The organism is Marinobacter sp. SS13-12 (assembly GCF_030227115.1).
Lineage (GTDB): Bacteria > Pseudomonadota > Gammaproteobacteria > Pseudomonadales > Oleiphilaceae > Marinobacter.
Genome location: NZ_JASSUA010000005.1, coordinates 48,118 through 68,439 on the forward strand (window position 1 = coordinate 48,118; position 20,322 = coordinate 68,439).

The following is a 20,322-nucleotide window of genomic DNA, read 5'->3' on the forward strand; positions in this document are numbered from 1 at the left end:
GTTAATGGTGACGATGCGCGTGACTCTCTTCCTGTTTCGCTTGCGCGGATTCCGGCGATCTTTTCAGGAAAATCTGCTCGGAAACTGCAAGCACAATCATGGTGACCACGGCCACGCCAATAACAAAGGGGTCCGTATTCAGCTTGACCCAGACAAAGCCGCCAAGCACCAGCAGATCCAACAGGATGGCTGTCGCCGGTACCCACACATTGGACTTCACGTCCTCACGCAGGTAGCGCAAAACGCCCCAATGGATGGCAATGTCCATGATCAGGTAAAAAATGATGCCTAGCGCTGCAATCCGGGAGAGGTCAAAGAAGGCCGTCAGAATCAGCCCCAGGACCACGGTGTAGACCAGCGTGTGCTTTTGGATACTGCCCGGCATACCGAAATGACGATGCGGAACCAGCTTCATTTCGGTCAGCATGGCCAACATGCGCGAAACGGCGAATATGCTTGCGAGGATGCCACCCGCGGTGGCCATCATGGCAATGGCGACGGTGAACCAGACCGCATACTCTCCCAATGCCGGGCGCGCTGCGGCAGCAAGCGAATAGTCCTGCGTTTCGATGATTTCAGCCAGCGACAGGTTGCTGGCCACAGCAAAACCAACCAGGGTGTAAATCACCACGCAGGCCGCGATGGAAATAATGATGGCTCGCCCTACATTTCGCTTGGGATCTATTACTTCGGAGCCGCTGTTAGTGATCGTGGTGAAGCCCTTGAAGGCGAGTATTCCAAGTGCTGTCGCACCCAAGAAATTACCCGTTGCTCCAGCTTCGCCCGCGCTTGAAAAGTCGACCGACAGACTATCGGCAACCCAGACACCCACCAGCCCGAAGACCAGAATGCCGCCAATTTTCAGAATGCCGATGAACGAGGCCACCCCCTGAATCATCCGGTTACCCAGCAGATTGATCAGAAACGCGGCCAGGATCAGAGAGACGCCAAGAATGGGCACCATGCGGCCGCTGTCATCACCGCCGAACAGCTGCATGGTGTAGGAACCGAAGGTACGCGCTAGAAAGCTCTGGGCAATCACCATCGAGAAATACATCAGCAAAGCGTTAAACGCCGTCGGCAGGCGGTTGCCATAGGCTTTGTGAAGGTACATGCCAATGCCCCCGGCTGACGGGTAGGCATTGGATATTTTGATGTAGGAATAAGCGCTAAAGCCGACGATCACCGCAGCGGCCAGAAACGCCAACGGGAAAAGAACGCCGGTCATCTGCGCCATCTGCCCAGTCAACGCAAAGATACCGGCGCCAATCATGACGCCGGTACCCAGCATGACAGTTCCTGAGAGTGTGAGACTGCCTTCCTTATAACGAGTGGTTCTGTCCTGCTCCCCGCTCATCTAACCTCCGGTTATTTTCGCTTCATGGGTGGGATTTTTGAACAGCAGAACGGCTCATGCTTGGCATTTGCCCGGACGTTGTCGTCGGTAAACCGGTACCAGGCCAATTTGCGCCGGCTCCACCATCCGGTTTTCAATCGGCCACCGTTAGCCTTGATCAGTTCCAGTAATTCATCGACGGACCAGTGGGTTCCGTCGTACGTCACCTGCAATGTGCCATTCGGCTCACGCTCGGCGAAATCAACGCAGGGGTGGTGATTAAGATCGTGAATGAGCCCATCCCACTGATCCTCTCCAAGCCCCTCGACGGCCATTTTTCGGCGCAACAAAAACTGCTCCTGATTGGTTGCTTTGTGTGCTTTGGTCATGGGGTGACACCTCTCTTCCTGATGACTTCTCCCTGTATCAAAACACTTCAATCTGAACTGCGACTGAAAATGGACACAGACTTTCGGTGGATTTGAGTTACATCAAATCATAGACGAAAAAGGGCCGTGGGTTTCCCCATGGCCCATCAGCATCAGAATGCGATTCGAGCGCCGATCACGGCAAACCAGTCTTCTGTCCCACCGCCTTCAGCTTTCGTAAAATCGGCTGTATCGCCGTACTTGCGCTCATGCACCACGCCCACGTAGGGAGAGAACGCACGATCGATCAGGTCATACCTCAACCGAAGGCCAGTTTCGGTGGAAACCAATCCCTTTCCGACACCGATTTCTTCATCCTCGCTAAACGCAACAGTGGCATCCAGCGTTGCGGCCAGGATCCAGTGGTTCGTGAACAGCAACTCGTACTCTGCGTCAAGTTGGGCTGACGTATCGCCATCTTTGCTCACATAAAGGTTCGCATCGATCTCAAACCACTGAGGCGCCAACCCTGCTACGCCCAATACCGCGTAGGTCCGATCCGGACCCTCGGGGGTATCGAATCGAACACCTGCCTTGGCATCAAAGAACTTGGAAATGGGCACTTGGCCTACAAGCTGGTTTTCCAACGTTTCGTAGGCCTTTTCTTCAATCGCATACTCACCTTTTGTCAGCCACCGAACTTTCAGATCGTCCGTGCCGTAGAAGGCATCTGCATTCCAGACACCCAACTCCTCATCGTCGTCACTGTAGCGGTATTCAAATTCCTCGAACTGAATGCCCCAGGTTGTGAGCGGCTGTTTGCGAGCGGTGGTGTCGGAGATCATTTCCTGAGCTGTCGCCGCCGCTGAGAATCCAATGGAGGCAAGAAAACTGACAGCAACAAGTGATCGAATAGATCTCATGCATCACCTCCTTCCGCGGTTGTTACGTCCGCCTTTGCTTGAGTCGACTCGGGGCCACCCTCAACAATCACTTTGCGGAACATACCGGCCGCCGCGTGATAGGACAGGTGGCAGTGGAAAGCCCACTGGCCAGGCTCGTCCACCTCGGTTTCCATATACACCGTCGTGCCCGGCTGGACGCTGACCGTGTGTTTGATCGGGTTCCACTGACCAGCGCCAACATCGAGGATGGACCACATGCCATGCAAGTGCATGGGGTGCGTCATCATGGTTTCATTGACGAATTTGAAGCGAACGCGCTCACCGTATTTCAGGCGAATGGGGTCAGCGTCCTCGTACTTCACGCCGTTAATACTCCAGGTGTACCGTTCCATGTTGCCAGTCAAACGAAGCTCGACTTCCCGCGTCGGTTCGCGGTCTTCATACAGTGGGTCCTGAGCCTTCAGGTCTGCGTAAGACAGGAACTTGCCGCCATTGGCTGCCGTGGGCACAAGGCCGCTTCCCTTGGCATAGAAGGGATCGCTTGGGCCTTCTTTTCCCATCGCCATGGAGCCATGGTCCATGCCGGACATGCTCGAATGATCCATGCCTTCCATATTCGACGGGTCCATTCCTTCCATTGAGGAGTGATCCAAGCCCGGCATCTCTTCTGAGCTATTCATATCCATGTTGCCATGATCCATGCCAGCCATATTGCCGTGGTCCATGCCGGGCATACCGCCCATATCCGCCATAGTCAGACGGGCAGGCTCGCGCAGTTGCGGCACGGCGGCTTCCATACCCTCTTCAGGGGCCAGTGTTGCCCTCGCATAACCGGAACGCCCCATGGATTCGGCGAAAATGGTATAAGCCTGCTCATCTTTCGGGCGCACGATCACGTCGTAGGTTTCCGCTACACCGATGCGGAACTCGTCCACGTTGACGGGCTGAACGTTATTGCCATCTGCCTGCACAACGGTCATGTCCAGACCCGGGATACGGATATCGAAATAGGTCATCGCCGAAGAGTTAATGAACCGCAGCCGGATGCGCTCTCCGGGTTCAAAGAGGCCAGTCCAGTTCTGATCGGGCCCTTTGCCATTGATCAGGCCTGTGAAGCCCTGTAGGTCTTCCACATCCGCTTTCATCATCCGCATGTCACCCCAGGCCATGCGGTCCCGGATGGTGTTCATCAGACCGTTTTTGGACGCGTCCGAAAAAAACTCCCCTACGGTTTGCTGCTCACGGTTGTAGTAATCCGGCATCATCTTCAGGTTGCGCATGATGCGGTCACCAGAATGAGGATGCTTATCAGTGAGCTGCACAACGTATTCGCGGTCGTAACGGAACGGCTCACGGCCTTCGGGCTCAATAACGATGGAACCGTAGGCGCCGTCCGGCTCCTGAAAACCAGAATGGCTATGAAACCAGTAGGTGCCTGCCTGCTGGATCGGGAACTCGTAGGTAAAGGTCTCACCAGGCTTAATGCCCGGAAAGCTGATGCCTGGCACACCGTCCTGATCAAAAGGAAGGATCAGGCCGTGCCAGTGGATCGATGTCATCTCATCCAGGTTGTTGGTTACATTGATCTTAACGTTTTCACCTTCCTTGAAACGCATCACCGGCCCAGGGGATTTTCCGTTGTATCCAATGCCTTCCTTAACGAAATCACCGGTATCAATTTCCACTCGGTCGACCGTCAGGTTGTATTCACCGGCCAGAACCATTGCCGGCATTAACAGGCTCAATAGCCCCGTCAGTAGACGTGTTTTCATCTGTTTTACTCCAAACTGCACTTCGTTGAAGCTGGGCTGGCACTCAGTCGCCAACCCTTGCATTCGTGTGGTTGTCAGAACACCGAATCACTCAAAGTTAACGTCACCGTACATGCCCGCCTGGTAGTGCCCCGGCACGTTACAGGCAAACTCGATATCGCCCTTTTCGGTAAATTTCCAGACAACTTCCTTACTTTGACCCGGTTCCAGCAACACGCTGTTCGGATCGTCATGCTTCATGGTTTTACCGTTGCCCATATCCATATTCATCATGTTCTGATTGAGCTTTCCGCCCTGGATCACGCCATGTTCAACCATCATCATCATTTCCTTCTGATGGCCCTCATGCATGGAAGGGGTGCCAATGTTGAACTCGTGGACCAGACTGCCCTCGTTCTTGACGACAAAGCGTACGGTTTCGCCAGGTTCAATATTGATTTCTTCCGGTTCGTAGTAGTTGTCGTACATTTCGACGGTAATCGTGCGCGAGGCTTCTGATGCCTTGCCCGGTTCGCCACTGCTGGCCCCGTGGCCACCGCCGTGGGCACCGGCGGCGAGGGTCACTGCCGACATCGACATGGCAACGGCTGCGACAATCAACTTGGATGCATTCATCTTGTCTTCTCCTCAGATTACTGGCCGGAAATACCGGCAACGGTTAGCCCTGAACTCAGAGCAGTGCCAAAATACGAGTGACACCATCGCGCACCAACCTGAATTCTTGCTGAAAATACCCAACTCTTTTGTTGTTCAGCCTGAATTCAGGTAAGTGGGTGACACTGTTCGCCCATCCGGTTCAAGAGAAGGACAGCCCGATGCGATTACTGCTCGTTGAAGATGACCGTTTGCTGGCTGATGGATTGAGCGGCCAGCTCGAAAAGGCGGGATTCAGCGTTGATACGACCTACACGGCCAGAGAAGCCATGGTTCTGGGAGAACAGGAGAATTATCGAGCTGTTATCCTTGATCTTGGCCTGCCCGATGGCAACGGTCTGGACATCCTGCGAAAGTGGAGAAAAAATCGTATCGCCTTTCCAGTGCTCATCCTGACCGCTCGTGGAGACTGGCACGACAAGGTGGAAGGGCTCAAAGCGGGGGCCGATGACTATTTGGCGAAACCCTTTCAGACCGAAGAACTGATCGCCCGCCTGAATGCCATTGTGCGTCGAAGCGAAGGCCGAATTCACTCGATGGTGAAAGCCGGGCGATATGAGTTGGACGAAAATCGCCAGAGCCTGAAGTCGGACGATGGCACTGAACACAGTTTGACCGGCACTGAATTTCGCCTTCTACGCTGCCTGATGAGCCGCCCGGGCCATGTGTTTTCGAAAGAGCAGTTAATGGAACAGCTCTACAACCTGAACGACACCCCGAATGAGAACGTGATCGAAGCTTACATTCGCAGATTACGAAAACTGGTTGGCAACGACGCCATTTCAACCCGTCGCGGCCAGGGGTACCTGTTCAATGACACTGTTTAGAAAGCCCAAATCCGTCAAGGGCACCCTGCTGGTACTGCTGTTGCCTGCGGGCATCGCTCTGATGGGGCTGGCCTGGCTGGTTCATGGTCTGCTGCTGGACCGCATGTCACGGGAATTCGTAGAAACACGCCTAAAGGATGAAGTTGCTTTCCTGGAACACCAAATCCGTGATTCTGGCGGTAAGCTGGATAGTCTCCAGACCGGTGATTACTTTCAGGAAGTCTTCCACCACGCCTTTGCCATCCACGCTCCTTCCAAAACCATCCTGTCACCAGATTCCTGGGCGCCGGTACTGAGGTCGATGATCGAATCCGGGCAGGACGGAACCCTTCGTGTACAGGGGTTGGAAAGTGCCGGGGCGCCGGAGGATATTCTTGCGTATCGCAAAACATTTCGCCTGGGCGAGACCCCCATCGTAGTGATTGTGTCGGAGGATCTGGGCGCACTAAAACGCAGCCAGGCCGAGCTGCATGCCTGGACCGCCATCGTCTCCGTATTGCTGATTCTGCTTCTGGTTGCGGTGATCTGGTTCGGGATCAACCTGTCCATGCGGCCCGTTGTCGAGCTGAAGGCCACATTAAAAAGGCTCCAGAACGGCGAGGTTTCGCGGATTCATGTGCAGGCGCCCGAGGAATTTCGCCCGCTGGTTCAACAACTCAACCAGCTACTCGATTCCTTGGATCAGCGCCTGGAACGTTCCAGGGATGCGCTGGCTAACCTGTCTCACAGCGTCAAGACTCCCATTGCAGCCGTCCGGCAGGTACTTGAGGACACGAGCCGCCCGCTTCCCAATGAACTCCGGCTCCAGTTGACGGCGAGACTCAACGACATCGACAAACAGCTTGAAGCCGAAATGCGACGAAGTCGTTTTGCCGGACCACAGGTCGGGAAAAGCGCCTACCCACTGAAACAGGCACGGGACCTGCTCTGGATGCTGGGGCGACTGTACCCGGAAAAATCCTTTGAACTGTCGAGCTCTCTGCCAGAGGACGTCCGCTGGCCGATTGAGGAGCACGACCTGAATGAAATTATGGGTAATCTTCTGGACAACGCTGGCAAATGGTCAGAACGCTGCGTGGAGCTGTCATTGGCGCAACACTCCGGAACACTGCACATAGGTGTTATCGACGATGGGCCGGGCGTTGCTGACGCCGAAATCGGCAAGCTGGGTCAACGGGGATTGCGGCTGGACGAACAAACACCGGGCCATGGCCTCGGGCTCGCCATCGTTCGGGAAATCGTCGAACGCTACGGAGGAACCCTCCACTTTACGGCCGCTAAGAAAAGCGGTTTGTGCGCGACAATCGACATTCCCTCTGCGATATTGGCCGCCAGTTAGTATCTTGGCCGCCTTAGATGCAATTCAGGATGGATGATCGCTTGGCAAATCAGGAAAAATCACTTTTAATTCAAATTTCGCTCATGTTGCAGGATCTGCTCAATCATCAGCTGCATTTGATCCATTCGCTGTTGCATCATTTGCAGTTTCTGGTCGGTACTCGGTCCAGTACCTTTATTGGATTCACGGTCGTTCATCATGTGTTGCCCGTTCATCATACCGTGACGCCCCTGCATCATGCCGGGCCCCATCATTCCATCGTGCATAAGATCCATCTGTTCTTGCATCGATTCCCAGTGCTCACGCATCAACCGTTGCCGCTCTTCTGGCGAAGCCTCATCCTGCATGCGTTGCATCGACTGATTCATGCGCGACCAATTTTGATGCATCTGCTGCATTTGCTCCTGATCCATCATCATTCCAGGACCATGTCCTTGCCAAGGGCCCTGATCACCATGCGCCATTGCAAATGCTGGAAGCGCTGCAAGAACGGCAGTTGCGACGAGGTATTTGATCGGCGTCATGTACCTTCCTCCACAAATCAGAGCCAATACCACCTATTTACTTTAGACCACAACTCGAAATAACGCGCAACCATGAGTTTAGAAATGCCCGCAGGTCATTGATATTTCAAAAATCCAGGGTTTTGAACTGGTATTTCTGTAAGCTATTCCAGCATTTAAAGAAAGATCAGATCTAAACGGTGTGGGGGTTATGCACGACGATCAACATTCCCACTGAGATATCAGCGGCCAATCAGTAACCCGGCCACCTCGGATGTAATTCATCGATCACATACCGATGAGAATGTTCTGGCCCGGACTCTACTCTGTGCGGATGATTGCTGGGCAGGTCGGCGTGACTGTGTGCTAGCACCAGCGGATCATCAGCAGGCCAAAGTCTTATCGCAGCGATCAGGAAAGCGAGCCCCAGGGTCGCCAGCAACATCAACGTTAGTTGAATGCCTGCACTCGATCCCAACCATCCCGCCAGTGGGTAGGCGAACAGCCAGCCTGCATGGGATAAGGAAAACTGAGCAGCGAAAAGAGCCGGCCGATCTTCGCCGTGAGAGGATTGGGTAAGCAGCCGGCCAATCGGCGTCTGCACTGTTGAGAAGCCTGTGCCAAGGAAGACCCACACTGGCAACAACGTTTCAATCGAATCGGCAAACAGGGCCGCTCCCAGGCCACCGAGTAACACCCACGCCCCTGTCAGCATGACCGGGCGATCCTTCCATCGTTTGAGCAGTGTGGGCAACGCGATGGCCGCAAGCATGGAGCCGCCGCCAAAAGCGGCAAACGCCATGGCGGTGTGCTGCTCCGTCAGGCCGAAGCTGCCACGCACAATCACGACAGTGTTCACAATCACCATCGAGCCAGCCATGCTGACCACGACGTTCAATGCCATCAGGCCTCTAAGACGTGGCGTAGCAAAGAAGATGCGGAACCCCCGGCGCGCCCGCTCAAAAACCCCACGACGTTTTTGGGGTGCAGAACCGGATGGCAAAACCACAGACACCACCAGTAATGCAGACGCAATGAAACCCACGACCGTGCCGGAGAGCAGCGCCTGCCAACTGGTCGCCAGCAGGATTAACCCAGCCAAAGCCGGGCTCACCAGATTCTCAAGATCATAGGCGAGACGAGAAAGAGACAAGGCTTTGGTGTAGTCGTCCTCGTTCGGGAGCGTGTCCGGAATGGTGGACTGAAATGTAGGGGTGAACGCGGCAGACGCGGACTGAAGTACCGCAATTAGGACATACACCTCCCAGATTTCCGAAACGAACGGTAACGCCAGGGCGGTAGCCGCTCGCACCAGATCCAGCGACACCAGCATCATCCGGCGGGGCATTCTCTCGGCAAGCGCTGAGGCCAGCGGTGCGATCAGCACATAGGCCACCATTTTTATGGCCATCGCGGTGCCCAACACCTGGCCTGCGTCCTTCCCTGCCAAATCAAACGCCAGCAGGCTCAAGGCCACCGTCGCCAATCCAGTTCCCAGAAGGGCCACCACCTGAGCGAAAAACAGATGGCGATAGATTCGGTGCTGGAGAATCCCTAACATTGGTCAGCCTAGCTCAGAGATAACGTGCAATCGCCTTGAATTCATCAACCCGCCTTTGCTGCTCAGGCTCCAGCGCTCCAATCGCGTCGTCCAGGCAATGCTCGATATGATCCTGTACCAGCACACGTTTGGCCTGCTGGATGGCTCTCTCTACCGCATGAAGCTGTTGCGCAAGCTCCAGGCAGGGCTTTTCCTGTTCGATCATGTTGATCACGCTCTGAAGGTGCCCGTTGGCCCGCTTAAGGCGTTTCACGATCTCTGGATGCGACTGATGTTTGTATTCATTAGCCATTCTTCATTCCTATCCCCCCTAGGGGGATGCTATCCTTAACCAGTCTTCGAATCCAATTGCCAGTGGACATCGCCACACTTATGGTCACAGCGATCCAGGGTAAAAATCTGCTTCAAATGCTCGTCATGCTGTTCGCATTGATAGGCATGTCGTTGTCGGTTATCGGCGAAGCCTCTTCACATGGTGTTGCTGAACTCGCTGCCCCGACCACACTGGATCAAGAAAGCCACCCACACAGCCATGACAGTGGTGGTGAAGACTCTGAGAATCACATTCACCATGACACTGGCAACCATACCCATGAAACCATGGGTCACCTGACCAACCGACTGCTCGCCAGCCAGTCGATGTCACTCCGGCAGATTATTCCATTTGCCGCAGACTCCCCTCGCAGTTTTCGTTACCGGCTCGATCGCCCCCCGAAAGACTCCATGACGTTCTGATATTCGCTGCGAAGCAGCTTTTGTAATCAAATCTATTGGAGTCACTATGTTGTCAAATCTCTTTGACGGCCATTGGCGCGCGCATGTCGGCGCCGGCGGACACCGTCTGTTATGGATGATCCTGACCATTGGCCTGTTGGGCATGAGTACTGACGTGCTCGCCCACGCGGTTGCCCAGGGAGACAAGGGGTACATTCAGGAAATCACCGGTATAAACCTCATTGCGTTCACTTACCTCGGGGCCAAACACATGGTCACCGGTTATGACCACCTGCTGTTCCTGCTAGGCGTCATCTTTTTCCTCTATCGCATGCAGCACATCGCGATCTACGTGAGCCTGTTCGCTCTGGGACATTCCACAACGATGCTGTTAGGTGTCTACTTCAACGTCGGCATCAACAGCTACCTCATTGACGCGATTATTGGCCTGTCCATTGTGTACAAGGCATTGGACAACATTGGCGCCTACCAACGCTGGTTCGGATTCCAGCCCAACACCAAGGCCGCAACTCTGATATTCGGGTTCTTCCACGGCTTTGGGCTCTCCACCAAGATCATTGAATACGACATCTCGCCGGACGGGCTGATACCCAACCTTCTTGCATTCAACGTGGGCGTCGAAATCGGTCAGCTCGTTGCGCTGGCCATGATCCTGATCTTTATGAGCTTCTGGCGCAAAACGGATGGCTTTTTCCGACACGCCTACACCGCCAACGTGGCCATGATGAGCGCGGGCTTCCTGCTCATGGGCTACCAGCTCACCGGTTATTTTGTCGCTTAATTCTGGAGACGATTTATGTACAACACAGATATGCCTTCACGCAGTGATCTGCCCAGCACCGCAAAACTGATTCGTTCCACTATCATGGCCGCGATAGTGGCATTGGTGCTGCTAGTGACCGTGGTTATGCCGGCCGAATATGCGCTGGACCCCACCGGCGCAGGCCGCCTTTTGGGCCTGACGGAAATGGGTGAAATCAAAGGCCAACTCGCGAACGAAGCCGCGGCTGACGAGACAGCGCAAATGGTCGGCGTTCAATCAGCCAGCGCGACAAAAACGCAGGAGCCAGACGCCTCCACTACGGAAGCAACCGCTGCGCCAGAACCAGACGCCGGGCAGACAATCAAGGAAGAGCCTATTCCTGAACCCGCCCAAGAACCGCAATGGCAGGACGAAGTCCGCGTTGTCCTGGCGCCAGGTGAGGGTACCGAGTTCAAACTCACCATGAAAGAAGACGCCGTAGCGCGATTCTCATGGACCTCTGAGGGCGGCCCGATCAACTTCGATACCCACGGTGATGGCAGCGGTCAATCCATTTCCTATGAGAAAGGCCGTGGCGTTCCAGAAGATAAGGGAGAATTGGTGGCGGCATTCACGGGCAACCACGGCTGGTTTTTCCGCAACCGTAACGATAACGACATCACGCTGGTGCTCCGTACCGGGGGTGACTATGGTGAGCTGAAGAAGGCAATGTAAGGGAGTGCCCCTGATCATTCATCGCATGCACCAAGTCTGTCGAAAACAGACAAACTCGGTGCATCGATTACGATCAGCGATGGAAGACCAACTTGCCTCGGCCCATGCTTCGTGGATTGCCACGCCTGTCCGAAAAGTAACGTGTTTTTCAAGCTGAATTCAGGTTCGTCTGTTTTTATAGTGGGCTGCTTGAAATCCACTTTCTGAGCTATTTTGATTTGCGCACGAGATAGGTGGCGACCAAAATCACCCAACATCCACAAACGGCGTTCATAGATGAAAGTTCTAATTGTCGAGGATAACGCGATACTCGCAGAAAAAATTTCTGGCTGGCTTGCGAAGGAACACTTTACTGTTGATGTAGCCAAAAACGGCTCAGAGGCCAATTCGTTCGTAGAAGCAAGCAGTTACCAAGCGATCGTACTCGATATCGGACTGCCCGACCAGAACGGACTTTCCTTGTTGCAGAATTGGAGAAGCAGCGGCAAAGATGAAGCTATTCTTATTTTAACTGCCCGCTCCAACTGGACAGAGAGAGTTGAGGGCTTAAATGCCGGGGCAGACGATTATCTTCCAAAACCCTTCGAATTCGATGAACTAAAAGCTCGACTTAGCGCCATAATAAGAAGAAAAGACGGGCGAGCAACTGATAAGATCATCGTGGATGGCTTTCTACTTAATGCAACCTATAGAACCCTAACAACTCCCGATCACAAAGAGTTCAGACTAACCGCAACGGAGTACCGCCTTTTACAATGCTTTCTTCGCTCTCCTGACAGAGTCTTCTCGCAGGACGAACTTGTTGAAGCACTCTATAATATCGAAAGGTGCCCAACCAGAAATGTCGTTCAAGTCTACATAGCTAGGCTCAGAAAAATACTCGGGAAAAAACGAATAAAAACATTGAGAGGGCAAGGATATTTTTTTGCAAGAGATCCTCTTCAGAAAAATGCTCAAGCTTGACTTCTTTTACTGTGATTTAACTATTCTTCTTCAAGTAACAGGGTTCGCCAGATAAACGCGCTGGCCCATAAACTGGGCCAGCTTTATCAACAATTAATCATTTCGGTGAAAAATACCAAATGGATTAAAAAGATTTCGTCCAGCCGAGCCAAAACTTCGGGTCGTCCGAATTGACCGAACCAAGTGCGTTACTTGAATCGATATCAGCGTATTCCAGATTAACACTGAAAGCTCCAAAGTTCCCCGCATCTTTGGTGACATTAACAGCTGCATGCCCATAACTCGCATCACCAACAGACGCCTTGCTGTCATCAGTGAAATCATAATAACCAATCAAAACACCTGTGCTGAAATCGTCTTCCAGCGGCACATCAACAGATGCGTAATAATAGATATCGCCTTGAACGAACAGCCCCTCGCCGCTTACGTCGCTGTTTGCTGTGTAAGCCACACCAATAGATGCAATGCTGTAACTCAACTCTCCGTATATTTCGCCAAAGTCAATAGATTCAGGAGCGTCAGGGTAAGAGTAATAAATGTATCCAACATCGTAACCGATATCCTCGATTGCACCGGAGAAGCCAGCATAGAGATCAAGCTCGTAGCTCGTCCCATCGCCGAAATCCACATTGGAGCCCCAGCCGCCAACATAAAGCCCCGATGCATGCTCGTAGTCAAACCCACCTTGGGTCGCTGTTGAGCCATCTGTTTGTGTCACACCGCGAAATAAGTAATTGCTTGTTATGCCTAAATTGGCACTAACATCTGCGCTGGCAATTAACGGGACCGCTTGGAGGGTTACGAGCAAACCAACACTTAGCAAACAATCTTTAGTCGAGATACGTCTTTTCATCGTGTTTACCTTCAATTTTGACAGCTTAGTTATTTGCGTAATGAATAACGCACCTAGGAATATGCACCTTTGGTGCCAACTTTTAAATACACTTCACTATGCACGAATATTACTACATGAGGGCCCTGATAAAACAATTTCGTTAATATTTGACTATTTCATACGATAAAATGTAAAAACCCAATTTTTACATTGCACAACGATAGTGCAATTGCAAATAAATGCACCAAGTAGAAGCGAAGCTTTGAAAAAACAGGGATTAAAATAAAATTATTTATAACGTTAACATTGGAGATTAGAGATTGGAGATTGAGTATGATTATCTGAGAATCATATAGAGGATGGTGTTATTTGGTCATAAAAACTACTGTAAAGAAAAACTCTCTTGGTTGTAGTAGAAAATGCTAATCGCTAACTTTTTGCCTTTTGCATTCTGCACTGCTTTTGAGTTTTATTGACTTAAAGCGCCCCTTACTCCGGTTTTGGAGTAAAACGTATTATTAAATGAATACTGGAGCCCCGCAATTTCCAGCTTGGCCCCAGATAAATAATGATAAAAGTTAATGTTTTTTCAAGAGGTCTCCAATCAACTCTTTCATCACTCTATGTTCTTCCTTCAGTTTTTTGACGGTCTCGCTCTCTTCCACACGATACTGGGAGGAACGTTCATCTATGCTCTTATTAGGATAGCTTCTTGCCTCGTTGTATCTGTCCGCTTGCCCTCCTGCGAGGGCTATTGAAGCACCACTTGCCAGGAAAGAAGCTACTAGAATCATGGATACTTTCTTCATAAAACGGCTCCGATAGTTATTTCAATTAGACCAGCGAAATTCAATGGCCTCAGATTCTTATTAGAACATCGAAACTTTAAACACACTTGAAAATCTGTGCTGATGAAACGTTTTTTTCAGCGTTTACCTCTAGCTCAAAAACCATTCAGGTCGGCTTTGATGACACTAAACCGAGTTATTCAAATGCCTAAGAAGATAAGACCAGGCCAGACCTATCTGTAGACCAGAGCCGCCCTCTCTCAGGCTCGCATCCGTTGCGGCACGCTTCGATTCCAATTATGCTTTTGGATAAGGACACCTCTATGTGCCTTCAACTGAAGCCTTCCGCTCAATCGACAAAAGCACTTTCATGACATCGCAGAAAAGTATCCGAAAAACTGCTTTCCAATATGGCATCTTTTTTAGCCTCTTGTATTTTCTACTGATTTTTTTCTCACACACCTATGTGATGGAGCAGCTCTCAAACGAGTCCAGAAAACATCGCCTTGAAAAGGAGGTGGAGAGTTTTCAAACCATCATTGCAAACGAAATGCCGACGGTTGACGAGATCGGCGGCATGGTCGATCGATTCCAATTGCTACTGGAACACGCCCTCATCGTTGAAATGAAAGATGGAAGCGTCATTGCCAGTAACAACGTAAATCAAACGAAGTTGCGTATGGTTTTAGAAAAGCCGGCGGGCTTTGTCGAAATATCCCACGGTGCAGATGGCCTTCTCGGATTAAAACGTGGTGTCGGAATTGACAGTTCGCTTTCGTCAATCACCATCCTGGAAATGGAGAGTGGACTCGCTGAGCGATCCATTGGAGCTCACATGACCTTGCTTGCCGCCTCCGCTTTGTTGCTCGTTGTTCTCTTGGCCCTGGTAGGCATCACTACTTACCTGGCCTTGAAACCGATCGAACACATCAAGGACGACATGAGACGGCTGCAATCTGGCAAACAACCTCGGTTGAATCCTGACGCACCGAAGGAATTCAGTCCGTTGATCAAACAGTTCAATAACCTACTTGAACTAGCAAGTCGCCGCCTTGACCGCCATCGCCGCCTCAATTCTGATCTTTCTCACATGGTCAAGACCTCAATCTCTGCCAATCTCGCAATCCTGTCCGACACTGGTTCGTTACCTCCCTCCCGCGAGGACATAGAGTTCATGACCTCCAACCTAAAGGATCTAAGCCGGTCCTTGAACTACCGCATGAGCAAGGCAGATATATCCGGCAGGCAGATGGGGCAAACATGTTTGCCGGTTGAAATCGCGAAGAACGTCATTTCTGTCATGGAAAAAATCTTTCCCGACAAGAGATTTCGTATCAATACATCCTTGCCGAATAACTTCAGTTGGCCCATGGAGCGTCAGGACCTATCAGAGTTATTCGGTAACCTGCTCGAAAACGGCGGGAAGTGGAGTCAGGCGGAGGTTGACGTTTCAATTAGCCAGACCGATTCCGGGCTAACGATAGAAGTTGCAGACGACGGCCCTGGGATTGATCCAGAAGCGGCCTCAAAAGTGATGGATAGAGGTTCCCGGCTTGACGAAACCGTTTCTGGGTTTGGACTGGGGCTGTCCATCGTGTCCGAAATACTAGAAGACAATTTCGGACAGATGAACATTGGATCCTCAGACACAGGGGGCGCCAGAATCACAGTTATGCTTCCTTTCCCAGAGTAGAGCAACAACCATAAATCCCCCTCCCCGCTACGACGGCGAGAATACCCTTCCCTGCTCGCGACAACAATTTTGTAATTCCAGCTTCCTTCTACCGTTGTATATCCTCGAGTTTAGCCTTTGAGAAGTGCTTGAATAGAGCCGGTAAAACAAAAAGGGTTAGGAAAGTTGCCGTCACGAGACCACCAACAATCACGCTGGCCAGCGGCTTCTGGATTTCCGCCCCCACACCCGTCGACAATAGCATCGGTATCAAACCGAGCGCCGAGGTTATTGCTGTCATCAAAACAGGACGTAAACGGGAGACGGCACCTTCAAACACCGCGGTATCCACATTCAACCCGTCCTGTATTCGCTGATTGATGCTTTCGACCATAACGACCCCGTTAAGCACCGCCACACCAAACAGTGTGATGAATCCAACGGAACTGGGCACTGAAAGATACTGGCCGGAGATCCAGAGTGAAAAGACGCCACCAATAACGGCAAGCGGCACGTTGACCAGAATCAACAGCGCCTGACCAACCGAACTGAAAGCAAAGTAGAGCAACAGCGCAATCAGCCCCAGAGATACAGGTACCACAATGGTCAATCGCTTCTGAGCTCGCTGCTGGTTTTCAAACTGACCACCGATATCCACCGAATAGCCGGGGGGAAGGTTTACTTCTGACGCGATGGTATCCTGAATATCGGCAACCACGCTGCCCATATCACGACCCTGCACATTGGACTGAATGACCACACGGCGCTGGACGTCGTCGCGGCGGACCTGAGGCGGGCCGGACTCAATAGACACATCAGCCACATCACCGAGTCTCACCCAGGCCCCGGACGGCGCCTGTAACCTGAGATCGGCAATGGCATCCCGGTCTTCCCGGAAACGTTTTGCCAGGCGCACATAGATATCGTACCGCTCATTGCCGTTGATGATCTGGCCCGCAGCGGCACCACCCAGCCCATCCCGGACGACACTCATCACATCAGACACGGCAAGTCCGTATCGGGAAAGTGCCTGACGGTTAGGCTGAACCACCAACTGCGCTTCACCGGCAATCTGCTCCATGGCCACGTCCCGTGTTCCCTGAACTGTTCGGACCGCTGCTTCGATCTGTTGGCCTTTCTCCGCCAATACATCGAGATCCGGGCCAAAGAGTTTGATGGCCAACTGCGCACGAACACCTGACAACAATTCATCAACCCGAGTCGCGATAGGCTGAGAAAAGTTAAACAGTAGCCCCGGGTGCTGTTCGAGCTTCTCCTCAAACAGGGCCTGCAATTCATAGCGATTACTGGCGCTGGTCCATTCCGAAGTTGGTTTTAAGCCGATATAGATCTCTATGTTGTTTACGGGCTCCGGATCGCCGCCTATTTCTGCTCGACCAGCCCGGGACAGAGCGTAAGTCACTTCTGGAAATTCCATCAACATGGCTTCCAGTTTTGGCGCAACTTCAATCGCCGTATCAAGGCTTGATGAAGGGGCCAGCGTCACCCGGAGGTTGATCGTCCCTTCTTCCAGTTCAGGGACAAACTCAGTGCCGAGTCGAGGCACGACCAGGGCCGCCAGCACCACAAGAACAGCGGCAGCACCGACAACAGATCGGGTGTGTTTCAGCGACCAGTCAAGGCCCTGGCGATAAAGCTTCTCGAGAGGTTTTAAAACGAAGCTTTCCCGCTCCCGGATACCCTTGCGAAACACAAACGAAGCCAACGCAGGCACAACGATCAGAGCGACGATCACAGCGGAAACGATGGCCAGCATGATGCTGATTGCCATTGGCTGGAAAAGCTTGGCTTCCACACCTTCAAAACTGAACAGAGGCATAAAAACAACCAGGATAATCGCCGTCGCGAAAAAGATGGGCCGGGCCACTTCCCGACCGGCTTCCTGGAGACGAAGCGCAATGCCATGATCATCGTGTGACGCGTCCAATGGATCAGGGTCGTTTTCGACCAACTCGTCCCGTTGGGCGTCATGCTCAGCATCGGGATGGGTCAGATGCTTGAACATGTTCTCAACCATAACAACAGAGCCATCCACCAGCATGCCGATTGCCACAGCAATACCGCCCAGAGACATCAGGTTGGCCGAGAGGCCGAACCAGGCCATGATCATCAGCGCAATACCGATGGAAATCGGTATTGAAAGCAGCACGAGCGTTGTTGCCCGCAAATTCATCAGGAACAGTGCAAGCACGATTGCAATAAACACAAAAGCCAACAGAAGCGCATTGGTCACCGTTTCTACCGCTTTGGTCACCAGATCCGCCTGGTTGTAATAGGGCTCAAAACGAACCCCACTCGGAAGCGCCTGGTTTATGCGATCAATGCGGGCCTCGATGCCGTCGATGGTGGCTTTGGTGTTGGCCCCCATTCGTTTGAGTACAATGCCAGAAACCACTTCACCCAGTTGTTCAACTTGACCGTCTTCGTCCTTCCGGGTCATGGTCACCGCACCCTGGCGAATTTCAGTGCCAAGTCCCACCTGAGCGACATCGCCCACGGTTACTGTGATGCCGTCACTGGTTTTAACGGGCACCTGACGGATCTGCTCCAAACCCTGCTCGCCATTGCCCAGCCAGCCCATACCCCGAATAACCAACTGTTCCTGTCCGCGGCCCATGTACCAACCACCGACATTGGAGTTGTTGTTCTCCAGGGCTTCCATGACGTCGTTCTGTGATAAGTCATAGGACAGCATTCGAGCCGGATTCAGGTTCACCTGGTACTGGCGGACCTCTCCGCCAAACGACAGGATTTCTGTAACCCCTTCTGCCGGTATCAGCAACAGTTTGACCAGCCAGTCGTGCAGGCTGCGCAATTCCATTGCGTCGTACCCCGAATCCGGGTCCGCTATCAGCAAGTACTGGTAGACCTGGCCAAGACCGGACGTATTCGGGCCCATTTCAGGCACCCCGACACCGTCCGGAATCAGCTCCCGCGCGGCCTGCAAACGTTCGAACACCAACTGGCGCGCGAAATAGATATCCGTGCCCTCTTTAAAAACCACCGTGACACCGGACAACCCGGTTTTGGAGATGGACCGAACCTCCTCAACATCCGGCAAAGCATACATCACCGCTTCAATGGGATAGGTGATCAGTTGCTCTACTTCCTCAGCCGCAAGTCCGGGCGCCTCTGTATTAACAGCGACCTGGACGTTTGTAACGTCAGGAAAGGCATCAAGATTCAGTTTTGGGATCTGAAACGCGGCCGTGGCGATAAGCACTGCAAGCGCAATAAGAACCAACAGGCGGTTCTGAACCGCCCAGTCGACAACTCGGTTGAACATAATGGCTCCCGGAATCAGTGGTTGTGTGGGTCAAAGCCGCCTTTGGCAATTTCAGAGGCCACAAAAAATGCGCCCCGAGAAACAATCCGTTGGCCTGCAGTCAGGCCGGAAATTTCACGGAGTCCGCCAATTGAGCGGCCCAGTTCCACTTCCACAGGCTCATACTCCCCTTCAGCCTCTTCCACATAGACCGTCCAGTCGCCATCGGCGCCTCGCATTAACGCACTCTCCGGCACCGCAAGCACCGGCTCCGTGGTTTTAAAAAGGAAATACACATCTGCAAACATTCCGGGATGGAAACGATCTTCAGGATTGTCCAGCTCCAACCGAACAATCCGCGTGCGGGTCACAGCGTCAATGGTATGAGCTTCCTGTGATACCGTTGCCACAGCGACACGGCCTGCAATTCTTACTTCCGCTTCTGCTCCTTGCTTAAGGACAATATCGGAGTTTGCCGGCAGGTGAGCCTCTACCCAAAGTTCGCTTTCATTAGCCAGAGTCACCAGCGGTTGGCCTGCCTCAACTCTTTGTCCTTGCTCAAACTCATCGGTCAGCACTGCACCGTCCACGCGAGCCCTGAGCGTGTATTCACCGAGACTACCCATGCCGCTGGCCTTCAACGCACCAATGTCATCATCGTTTAGCCCATAAGCAAGCAGAGTCGCCCTCGCCGCTTCAATATTGGCTTTCGCGGTATTAAACCGTTGATCACCAACCACGGAACGACCCAGCCCGCTGATTCGCTCCCATTCAGGAAAAGCTTTCCTGTAATCAGCCTGCGCCTGTGCCACCGTCTCACTGAACAGGGTTACCAGCGGCTGGCCTTTGGTTATGTGCTCACCCAGCTCCACGTGACGTCTCAACACCACCGAGGCAACCCGGGGGGACACGTGATAACTGGTATAGCCGTTGGTCAGCAGCTCACCGGGAGCGTAGATTTCATAGTCAACGCGCTTGCTCTTGAGGGTTGCTACTTCAATGCCGGCGAGCTCTTTCTGTTTGGTATTGATGCTTGCGGTGGTTGCTTCTTCATGACCACCATCGCTCTCCTCTTCGTGGCCATGACCTTCTTCCTCTTCATGCTCACGTTCTTCAGCATGCCCGCCCTCATGCTCACCCTCGTCACCGGTGTCTTCTCGATGATCGTCGCCACCGGCGGCATGATCATGGCCCGCCTCCTTATGAGCATCTTCCTCGGCCTGTACCAGTGAAGGGGGGACTATAAACAGCGTCAACACAAATACTGAAATTAGAGCTTTTTTCATGATGAATATCCAGTT

19 protein-coding genes are annotated in these 20,322 nt (G+C 52.6%); 7 read left to right on the plus strand and 12 right to left on the minus strand.

Annotated features, from left to right (window positions below; genetic code table 11):
- Position 1 precedes the first annotated feature (1 nt).
- From QPL94_RS19715 to QPL94_RS19735, 5 genes are all read right to left on the minus strand, one after another.
- On the minus strand, positions 2 to 1,357 hold the full coding sequence (locus tag QPL94_RS19715; RefSeq protein ID WP_285359623.1) for an APC family permease: 1,356 nt from the start codon (positions 1,355 to 1,357) through the stop codon (positions 2 to 4).
- Positions 1,358 to 1,368: 11 nt separating this feature from the next.
- The gene (locus tag QPL94_RS19720) at positions 1,369 to 1,725 is read right to left on the minus strand and encodes a hypothetical protein (RefSeq protein WP_285359624.1); all 357 of its coding nucleotides are present in this window, start codon (positions 1,723 to 1,725) and stop codon (positions 1,369 to 1,371) included.
- A gap of 152 nt (positions 1,726 to 1,877) precedes the next feature.
- Entirely contained in the window at positions 1,878 to 2,627 is a 750-nt protein-coding gene (locus QPL94_RS19725; RefSeq protein ID WP_108019684.1) for a copper resistance protein B, read from the minus strand.
- Entirely contained in the window at positions 2,624 to 4,381 is a 1,758-nt protein-coding gene (locus QPL94_RS19730) for a copper resistance system multicopper oxidase (RefSeq protein ID WP_285359625.1), read from the minus strand. Before QPL94_RS19730 ends, QPL94_RS19725 begins: the two co-directional genes overlap by 4 nt.
- Positions 4,382 to 4,468: 87 nt before the next feature.
- Entirely contained in the window at positions 4,469 to 4,996 is a 528-nt protein-coding gene (locus QPL94_RS19735; protein WP_285359626.1) for a cupredoxin domain-containing protein, read from the minus strand.
- Between the two features lie 200 nt (positions 4,997 to 5,196).
- On the opposite strand from QPL94_RS19735, the gene QPL94_RS19740 reads away from it, so the two are divergent.
- The gene (locus QPL94_RS19740; RefSeq protein WP_285359627.1) at positions 5,197 to 5,862 is read left to right on the plus strand and encodes a response regulator transcription factor; all 666 of its coding nucleotides are present in this window, start codon (positions 5,197 to 5,199) and stop codon (positions 5,860 to 5,862) included.
- A complete protein-coding gene (locus QPL94_RS19745; RefSeq protein WP_285359628.1) occupies positions 5,849 to 7,201 on the plus strand; it encodes an ATP-binding protein in 1,353 nt (450 codons plus the stop codon). Before QPL94_RS19740 ends, QPL94_RS19745 begins: the two co-directional genes overlap by 14 nt.
- A 65-nt stretch (positions 7,202 to 7,266) precedes the next feature.
- Here the strand turns inward: QPL94_RS19745 and QPL94_RS19750 are convergent, their stop codons facing one another.
- The 3 genes from QPL94_RS19750 to QPL94_RS19760 all read right to left on the minus strand — a co-directional run bounded on the left by QPL94_RS19750 (position 7,267) and on the right by QPL94_RS19760 (position 9,557).
- A complete protein-coding gene (locus QPL94_RS19750; protein ID WP_285359629.1) occupies positions 7,267 to 7,725 on the minus strand; it encodes a hypothetical protein in 459 nt (152 codons plus the stop codon).
- A gap of 232 nt (positions 7,726 to 7,957) precedes the next feature.
- Positions 7,958 to 9,265, minus strand: coding sequence for an MFS transporter (locus tag QPL94_RS19755; protein WP_285359630.1), 1,308 nt, complete (start codon positions 9,263 to 9,265; stop codon positions 7,958 to 7,960).
- A gap of 13 nt (positions 9,266 to 9,278) precedes the next feature.
- Positions 9,279 to 9,557 (minus strand): metal-sensing transcriptional repressor, encoded by a 279-nt coding sequence (locus QPL94_RS19760; RefSeq protein WP_061331746.1) that lies wholly within the window; start codon positions 9,555 to 9,557, stop codon positions 9,279 to 9,281.
- Positions 9,558 to 9,637: 80 nt separating this feature from the next.
- Here QPL94_RS19760 and QPL94_RS19765 point away from each other — a divergent pair, with 80 nt between their 5' ends.
- The 4 genes from QPL94_RS19765 to QPL94_RS19780 all read left to right on the plus strand — a co-directional run bounded on the left by QPL94_RS19765 (position 9,638) and on the right by QPL94_RS19780 (position 12,440).
- Positions 9,638 to 10,000, plus strand: a complete 363-nt coding sequence (locus QPL94_RS19765) for a hypothetical protein (RefSeq protein ID WP_061331745.1) — start codon at positions 9,638 to 9,640, stop codon at positions 9,998 to 10,000.
- A 46-nt stretch (positions 10,001 to 10,046) separates the two neighbouring features.
- Positions 10,047 to 10,781: a HupE/UreJ family protein gene (locus tag QPL94_RS19770; protein ID WP_285359631.1), complete on the plus strand. Its 735-nt coding sequence runs from the start codon at positions 10,047 to 10,049 to the stop codon at positions 10,779 to 10,781.
- Positions 10,782 to 10,796: 15 nt separating this feature from the next.
- Positions 10,797 to 11,477: a hypothetical protein gene (locus QPL94_RS19775; protein ID WP_285359632.1), complete on the plus strand. Its 681-nt coding sequence runs from the start codon at positions 10,797 to 10,799 to the stop codon at positions 11,475 to 11,477.
- Positions 11,478 to 11,753: 276 nt separating this feature from the next.
- The gene (locus tag QPL94_RS19780) at positions 11,754 to 12,440 is read left to right on the plus strand and encodes a response regulator transcription factor (protein WP_285359633.1); all 687 of its coding nucleotides are present in this window, start codon (positions 11,754 to 11,756) and stop codon (positions 12,438 to 12,440) included.
- Between the two features lie 124 nt (positions 12,441 to 12,564).
- On the opposite strand, the gene QPL94_RS19785 is transcribed toward QPL94_RS19780, so the two are convergent.
- Positions 12,565 to 13,293, minus strand: coding sequence for a TorF family putative porin (locus tag QPL94_RS19785; protein ID WP_061331742.1), 729 nt, complete (start codon positions 13,291 to 13,293; stop codon positions 12,565 to 12,567).
- Positions 13,294 to 13,853: 560 nt separating this feature from the next.
- The gene (locus QPL94_RS19790) at positions 13,854 to 14,084 is read right to left on the minus strand and encodes a hypothetical protein (protein ID WP_285359634.1); all 231 of its coding nucleotides are present in this window, start codon (positions 14,082 to 14,084) and stop codon (positions 13,854 to 13,856) included.
- Between the two features lie 304 nt (positions 14,085 to 14,388).
- Between QPL94_RS19790 and QPL94_RS19795 the strand changes: the two genes are divergently transcribed.
- The gene (locus QPL94_RS19795; protein WP_285359635.1) at positions 14,389 to 15,756 is read left to right on the plus strand and encodes a sensor histidine kinase; all 1,368 of its coding nucleotides are present in this window, start codon (positions 14,389 to 14,391) and stop codon (positions 15,754 to 15,756) included.
- 88 nt (positions 15,757 to 15,844) lie between these two features.
- Here the strand turns inward: QPL94_RS19795 and QPL94_RS19800 are convergent, their stop codons facing one another.
- Together QPL94_RS19800 and QPL94_RS19805 are read right to left on the minus strand one after the other, a co-directional pair.
- A complete protein-coding gene (locus QPL94_RS19800; RefSeq protein WP_061331740.1) occupies positions 15,845 to 19,042 on the minus strand; it encodes an efflux RND transporter permease subunit in 3,198 nt (1,065 codons plus the stop codon).
- 14 nt (positions 19,043 to 19,056) lie between these two features.
- Positions 19,057 to 20,307 carry an efflux RND transporter periplasmic adaptor subunit gene (locus tag QPL94_RS19805; protein WP_285359636.1) on the minus strand — a complete coding sequence of 417 codons (1,251 nt, stop codon included), beginning with the start codon at positions 20,305 to 20,307 and terminating at the stop codon, positions 19,057 to 19,059.
- Positions 20,308 to 20,322: the final 15 nt, after the last annotated feature.